Source organism: Streptomyces sp. NPDC127106, assembly GCF_042677605.1.
Classification (GTDB): Bacteria; Actinomycetota; Actinomycetes; order Streptomycetales; family Streptomycetaceae; genus Streptomyces.
Genome location: NZ_JBHXTC010000005.1, coordinates 153,764 through 159,763, shown reverse-complemented (window position 1 = coordinate 159,763; position 6,000 = coordinate 153,764). Strand labels below are relative to the sequence as shown.

The window sequence follows — 6,000 nt, the reverse complement described above, 5'->3', positions numbered from 1 at the left end:
GGTGGGGGGGGGGGCGCCCCCCGCGGGTCTTTTTTTCTGCCGCGGGCCGCGGGGGGGGGGGGGCCTCGGCCCCCCCCCCCCCCCCCCCCCGGGCGGGGGGGCCCCCCCCCGGGGCCCCCCCCCCACCACGGCGACCGCGCCGTCCAGCACGCGCAGGGACCGCTCGACCTCGTCGGCGAAGTCGACGTGGCCGGGGGTGTCGATCAGGTTGATCCGGTGGCCGTCCCAGGCGCAGCTGACGGCGGCGGCGAAGATGGTGATGCCGCGGTCGCGCTCCTGGGCGTCGCAGTCGGTGACGGTGGTGCCGTCGTGGACCTCGCCGCGCTTGTGGACGGCGCCGGCGGCGAACAGGATGCGCTCGGTCACCGTCGTCTTGCCGGCGTCGACGTGGGCGAGGATGCCGAGGTTGCGGACGGTGGTGAGGGCAGGGGCAGAGGTGGTGGTGGTCGTGGAGTGCCGGCTGGTGCGCATGGCCCGGGCCTTTCGGTGGTGAAGAGCGAGCGAGGAAAGGGCTGCGCGATTGCCGGACGCACGGAGGGAGCCACAGGTCTCCCGCAGCACGGCGCGCTCCGGACTCCCCGGTCGGGCCGTCTCCGGGCACGGCCGTGCACGCCGCGGCGCGGCCGCGGCGGCAAGGGCGGTCAGGAGGACGGGAGTCGGCCGGGACGGAGCAGGGCACGGATACCGGGAACTCCGGCCGGCCGGAGCTCAGGAGCTCAGGAGGCCGAGAAGCGCGCGGGCTCGCGAACCCGGAAGATTCGAGAGCCTCGGGAACCCGGAAGACCCCGGAACACATGAGCCCGGCAGCCCGGGGATCCGGCCGTCGAGGCCGACCCGGCGGGTGGCTCGGCGGACTCCGCCGGGTTCAGTGGACCCGGCGGATCCGCGCGTGCGTCACGGTCAGACGGTGCGGTGCCGGCCGCGCAGCGGGCACCGCACGACACGGGACACCGGGATCACGTCGTACCGGGAACGGGGAACGAAGGCGATGACGGTGCGCTGACGGCACATGACCTGTTCCCCTCTCTCTTCGCTGCTCGACGTCTGCCGCGCGGTGGTGGGCCGCACGGGAGCCGGCCGCCAACTCGATGGCGTGCGCGCCGCGTTGCCGGCCGTTCCGCGTTGCGGTGGTGGCGCGCGTTGCGAGTGTAGAGAACGCTGCGGGCACGGGTCACGCCATTTACGCGCGCGACGGGCTGCCCCCTGCACGCCCCGCGACTCCGGGCGACGCTCAGACGTCGATGGTGCGCATGAACTCCGGGGCGTAGCGGTCACCCGAGGCGACTCCGCGGGGTGCGACGGCCTCGATCGCGGCGAGGTCCTCGTCCGTGATCACGATGTCCGTGGCCGCGATGTTCTCCTCCAGGTAGCTGCGCCGCTTCGTGCCGGGGATCGGTACCGCGCCCTGCCGGAGCACCCACGCCAGGGCGAGCTGCGAGGGCGTGGCGGACTTGGTTTCGGCCAGGCGTCGCACGGCGTCGACGACGGCGAGGTTGCGGGCGAAGTTCTCGCCCTGGAAGCGCGGGTCGGTCCGGCGGAAGTCGTCCTGCGCGAAGTCCTCCGGGCTCTTGATCGCGCCCGACAGGAACCCGCGGCCCAGCGGGGAGTACGCGACCAGGCCGATGCCCAGCTCGTCGAGGGTGTCCCGCACGCCGTTGGCCTCCAGGCCGCGCTCGAAGAGCGAGTACTCGGTCTGGACGGCGGTGAGGGGGTGCACGGCGTGCGCGCGCCGGATCGTGGCCGCCGAGGCCTCGCTGACGCCGAGGTAGCGGACCTTGCCGGCGGTGACCAGCTCCGCCATGGCGCCGATGCTCTCCTCGATGGGCACGTTCGGGTCGACGCGGTGCAGGTAGTACAGGTCGATGTGGTCCGTGCCGAGGTGGCGCAGCGAGCGGTCGGCAGCGCGGTGGATGTAGTCGCGGTGCCCGTTGGGGCCGAACCGGTTGCCGTCGTCGTCGAACTCGATGCCGGTCTTGGTCGCGATGACGACCCGGTCCCGCCGGCGGCCCGACAGCGCCTTGGCGATCAGTTGCTCGTTGCGGAAGGGGCCGTAGCCCTCGGCGGTGTCGAGCATGGTGACCCCGAGCTCCAGGGCCCGGTGGATGGTGGCCAGCGATTCGACCTCGTCCGTGGCGCCGTAGAAGGCGCTCATGCCCATGCAGCCGAGGCCTTCGGCGCCGACCTGCAGGCCCTGGGAGCCGAGTGCGCGGGTTTCCATGGTGGTTCTCCGTTCTCGAAGCAGGTAACTAACCAGTTATCTACACCGTGCACGAGCCCGCCCCGTCTTGTCAATAACCAGATAGTTACTTGCTAGCCTGGGCCGCATGGCACGTGATTCCAGCGCAACGAAGGCCCGCATCCTCGCAGCGGCCTTCGACGAGTTCGCCGAGTACGGTATCGCCGGCGCCCGGGTCGACCGGATCGCCGACACGGCCGGGGCGAACAAGCGGATGATCTACGTCTACTACGGCAACAAGGAGCAGCTGTTCGACCAGGTCCTCCAGCAGGCCCTGGAGCAGGGCGCGGAGTCCGTCCCCTTCGACGCCGAGAACCTGCCCGGCTACGCAGGGGCGATCTTCGACCACCTCACCGCGGATCCGCGGCTCGTGCGGCTGATGATGTGGAAGCGGCTGGAGCGCCCGGAGGCCACGGCCGTAGAGTCCGAGTCGTACGCGCGCAAGCACGCCGCGCTCGCCGCGGCGCAGCAGGGGGGCCGCGTCGACCCGGTCCACGACCCGGCCGACGTCCTCACCCTGGTCCTGGCGCTGGCCCAGGCCTGGTTCACCACGGCCGACGGCTCCGCAGCCGCCGGGGAGCGCCGGACCGCCCACCGCGCGGCGGTGGTCGACGCCGTCTCCCGCCTGGTCGCGGTCCGCAGCCCCGGCCCCCCGGACCAGCGCGCATAGCCGAACGGGTGCGGTCCACGAGCCTCGACTGCCCCGGCCCGGGGTTCGGCGCCGGCACATGGACTCGGGCTGGGCCCCCGCCCGCCGAAGTCGGCGCGCGGGGCGCGTCAGCCGTGGGGCGGTCCGGGTTCCGGTGGGTGGTGGGCGGCCCGGCGGGCCGGGACCCAGCGCCACAGGGCCCAGCCGGCGGTGGCCACCAGGAGCGCGTTCAGCAGCACCGGGGCCCAGCCCCAGTACAGGGCGGGCCAGATGACGGAAGCCGCCACGGAGGACACCGCGAGGTTGGCCCCGGCGAACACCAGCCAGGCCCCGAGGGGCCCCCGCCGCGGTGCCAGGGCCCCGTTCACGGCGGCCAGTACCGAAGCCGTGACGAGGACGGGACCCACCGCCCAGTGGCCGCGCCAGCCGAGGAGGGCGTACCCCAGGTACGCATTGGCCCAGACCAGCACGGAGCAGGCCGCGCCGCGGAGTGGCCGCCACCGGCCGCGCCGGAGCGGACCGCGCCGCGGTCCCCCCGGCCCCTGCCGCCCCTGCCGCCCCTGCCGCCCCTGCCGCCCCTGCGGCCCCTGCGGCCCCTGCGGCCCCTGCGGCCCCTGCGGCCCCTGCGGCATCCTCGCCCCCGGCCACCGCCTCCAGCGCCTCCAGCGCCTGCTCCGCGGTGCTCCGCCGGTCCGGATCCTTCGTCAGCAGGCCCGTCAGTACGGGCGCCAGCGCGCCGGCCCGCTCCGACATCGGCGGCTCCTGCGTGACGATCGCGACGCACAGCGCGGAGAAGGCGTCCGCGGAGAACGGCGGCCGGCCCTCCACCGCGCCGTACAGCGTGGCACCCAGGGACCACAGGTCGGTGGCGGGCGTCGGGGCCTCGCCCTCCAGCTGTTCGGGGGCCATGTAGACGGGCGTCCCGATGACGGTGCCGGTGCCGGTGCGGGTAAGCGTCGTCGTGGCGTCGGAGACGTGGGCGATGCCGAAGTCCTTGATGACGACCCGGTCGTCCGTCAGCAGGACGTTGTCCGGCTTGAGATCGCGGTGGATGGTGCCGACGGCGTGCGCCCGTGCGAGCGCCCTCAGCATCAGGCCGCCGATCTCCGCGACCCGGCGCACCGGCAGCCCGCCCGCCCGCGCCACCGCGGCGGCGAGGGACGTCCCGGTGACGTATTCCATGACGATGGCGGGCGCCCCTTCGTCGACCGGATGATCTCCGCGGAGGAGGTCCCCCGGACCGGGAAGAGGCTCTGCGGACCGCCCCTGCGTCAGGGCTGTTGCCCGGTCCGCACCGGGTCGGTGCCTCCCGACCGCGGCGCTGCGAGGTGGTACACGGCGAAGGCGCGGCCGATGACCGGCATGGCCACGTTGCGGACCAGGACCCCGCCCTCCGTCATCCCGTGCTCCGTGCCGTGGTGGGCGTGCCCGTGCACGGCCAGGTCCGCGCCCGCCGCGTCGATCGCCTCGGCCAGCAGGTAGCTGCCGAGGAACGGGTAGATCTCCAGCGGCTCCCCGGCCAGCGTGTCCGGGACGGGGGCGAAGTGGGTGAGGGCGATCCGCACGGCGCAGCCCCCGTCCGCCAGGCCGTCGAGGGCGCGCCGCAGACCCTCCGCGGACTCCCGGGAGGCCCGGACGAGGGCCTTCATCTCGGGTTCGCCGAAGTCACCGGCACATCGCCCGGCGAAGCCCCCGCAGAAGCCCTTGCTGCCGGCGACGCCGACCGCGGTGCCGTCGCCGTCCGCGTCGAGGCGCACGGAGGTGCCTTCCAGGACCGACACCCCGGCTTCGCGGAGCACGTCCGCGACCTCGTCCTGGCGGTCGCTCTGGTAGTCGTGGTTGCCGAGCACGGCCACCACGGGCACGGGCAGCCCCCGCACCTCCCCGGCCACCACCGCGGCCTCCTCGGGGGTGCCGTGCCGGGTGAGGTCGCCCGCGAGGAGCAGCACGTCGGCGCAGCCCACGAGGGTGTCGAAGGCGGGCCGCAGCAGGCCCTCGCTCCCCGGAGCCAGGTGGATGTCCCCGACGGCGGCCACGCGGGTCATGACAGGTCCTCCTCCTGCTCCTGCGCCGGCGGCTGTGCGCTGACGAGACGAACGTCGTGCCGCCAGGGCAGCCCGGCCAGCTCCTCGGCGGCGATGCGCAGGACCGTCGCACGGCATGCCGGGGTGGTGACGGTGCCCGACAGGACGGGAACCCCTCCGTGCAGGTCGATCTGCACGCCGAGTTCGGCGACGTCGTCGTGGGCGAGGCGCTCGCGCAGGCGCTCGATGCGGTAGGTGACGGCGCCGGCCGCCGGCGCGGCCGCGGGGCGGTGGCCGGGGCCGGAAGGGGGAGCGGTCATCACTACGGCTCCTTCCCCGGCGCCGGCGTGCCGGGCAGGCCGTGTTCGCGCGGGCCGATGATGTCCAGCCGTTCGAGGAGGTACAGGAACGCGTCGGGAAGGGGGTCGGCCCGGTGGGCTCGGTCGAGCCGGTCCCAGTCGATCCGCTCGCGCAGCACCCGGGCCGTGGGCAGCAGGCCGCCGAAGTCGCAGTAGTGCTCGGTCAGAGCGGCGAGCAGGCCGTCCATGAGGTCGGTGGGGGCGAGGACCGGCATGTACACCGAGTCAACGGAGCGGACCTCGGCCCGGGCCAGCAGGTCGTTGCTGACCGGCCGGCGGGCAAGCTCGAAGATCAGGTCGATCTCCTCGCCCTCGGAGCGCCCCTTGACCAGCCAGTCCTCGGAGGACTCGCGGAGCCGGACGCCGCCCTCAGCGAGGGCGGCCATGACCTCCGGGGCGTCCTCGCGGCGCAGACAGAAGTCGGTGTCGTGCTGGAAGCGGGCCGGAACCCCGTGGGCGAACGCGGCCACGCTGCCGGCGAGGGCGAAGGGCCTGCCCGCGGCCTTGAGCAGGGCGGCGACGCGTTTGGTCGTCTCCAGGATGGCCTGTGTGTGGTCCTGCGGCAGGCCGGGGCCGGTGTCCGTGCCGGTGTCAGCGCCGTTGGGGACACCAGCGGCCCCCGGGTAGGGCATCGGGGCGTGGCTCATGGGTACGGCCTCCTGGTCGGCCGGTGGTCGCCAGCGCCTGCCCGGCCGGGAGCGGGTCAAACGGGGTCGTACCGGCCGTCCGGTC

Annotated in this window: 7 protein-coding genes and 1 pseudogene; 1 reads left to right on the top strand and 7 read right to left on the bottom strand. The window is 74.3% G+C overall.

Annotated features, from left to right (window positions below):
* The coding region (locus ACFVGY_RS07780; RefSeq protein ID WP_385672646.1) for a GTP-binding protein at nt 1–471 on the bottom strand (471 nt) is incomplete at its 3' end.
* A gap of 760 nt (nt 472–1,231) precedes the next feature.
* Nucleotides 1,232–2,218: an aldo/keto reductase gene (locus ACFVGY_RS07775; protein ID WP_385672643.1), complete on the bottom strand. Its 987-nt coding sequence runs from the start codon at nt 2,216–2,218 to the stop codon at nt 1,232–1,234.
* Between the two features lie 106 nt (nt 2,219–2,324).
* Between ACFVGY_RS07775 and ACFVGY_RS07770 the strand changes: the two genes are divergently transcribed.
* Nucleotides 2,325–2,906, top strand: a complete 582-nt coding sequence (locus ACFVGY_RS07770) for a TetR family transcriptional regulator (RefSeq protein ID WP_385672641.1) — start codon at nt 2,325–2,327, stop codon at nt 2,904–2,906.
* A gap of 107 nt (nt 2,907–3,013) precedes the next feature.
* Here the strand turns inward: ACFVGY_RS07770 and ACFVGY_RS07765 are convergent, their stop codons facing one another.
* From ACFVGY_RS07765 to ACFVGY_RS07745, 5 genes and pseudogenes are all read right to left on the bottom strand, one after another.
* Nucleotides 3,014–3,355: a hypothetical protein gene (locus ACFVGY_RS07765; RefSeq protein WP_385672638.1), complete on the bottom strand. Its 342-nt coding sequence runs from the start codon at nt 3,353–3,355 to the stop codon at nt 3,014–3,016.
* A 202-nt stretch (nt 3,356–3,557) separates the two neighbouring features.
* A pseudogene (locus tag ACFVGY_RS07760) lies at nt 3,558–4,160 on the bottom strand (serine/threonine-protein kinase); the annotation flags it as partial.
* Nucleotides 4,157–4,930 (bottom strand): metallophosphoesterase, encoded by a 774-nt coding sequence (locus ACFVGY_RS07755; RefSeq protein WP_385672635.1) that lies wholly within the window; start codon nt 4,928–4,930, stop codon nt 4,157–4,159. The pseudogene ACFVGY_RS07760 and the gene ACFVGY_RS07755, both read right to left, overlap by 4 nt.
* A complete protein-coding gene (locus ACFVGY_RS07750) occupies nt 4,927–5,229 on the bottom strand; it encodes a BON domain-containing protein (RefSeq protein ID WP_385672633.1) in 303 nt (100 codons plus the stop codon). The genes ACFVGY_RS07755 and ACFVGY_RS07750 overlap by 4 nt, the downstream gene beginning before the upstream one ends.
* Before the next feature lie 2 nt (nt 5,230–5,231).
* Nucleotides 5,232–5,915, bottom strand: a complete 684-nt coding sequence (locus ACFVGY_RS07745; RefSeq protein WP_385672630.1) for a nucleotidyltransferase family protein — start codon at nt 5,913–5,915, stop codon at nt 5,232–5,234.
* Nucleotides 5,916–6,000: the final 85 nt, after the last annotated feature.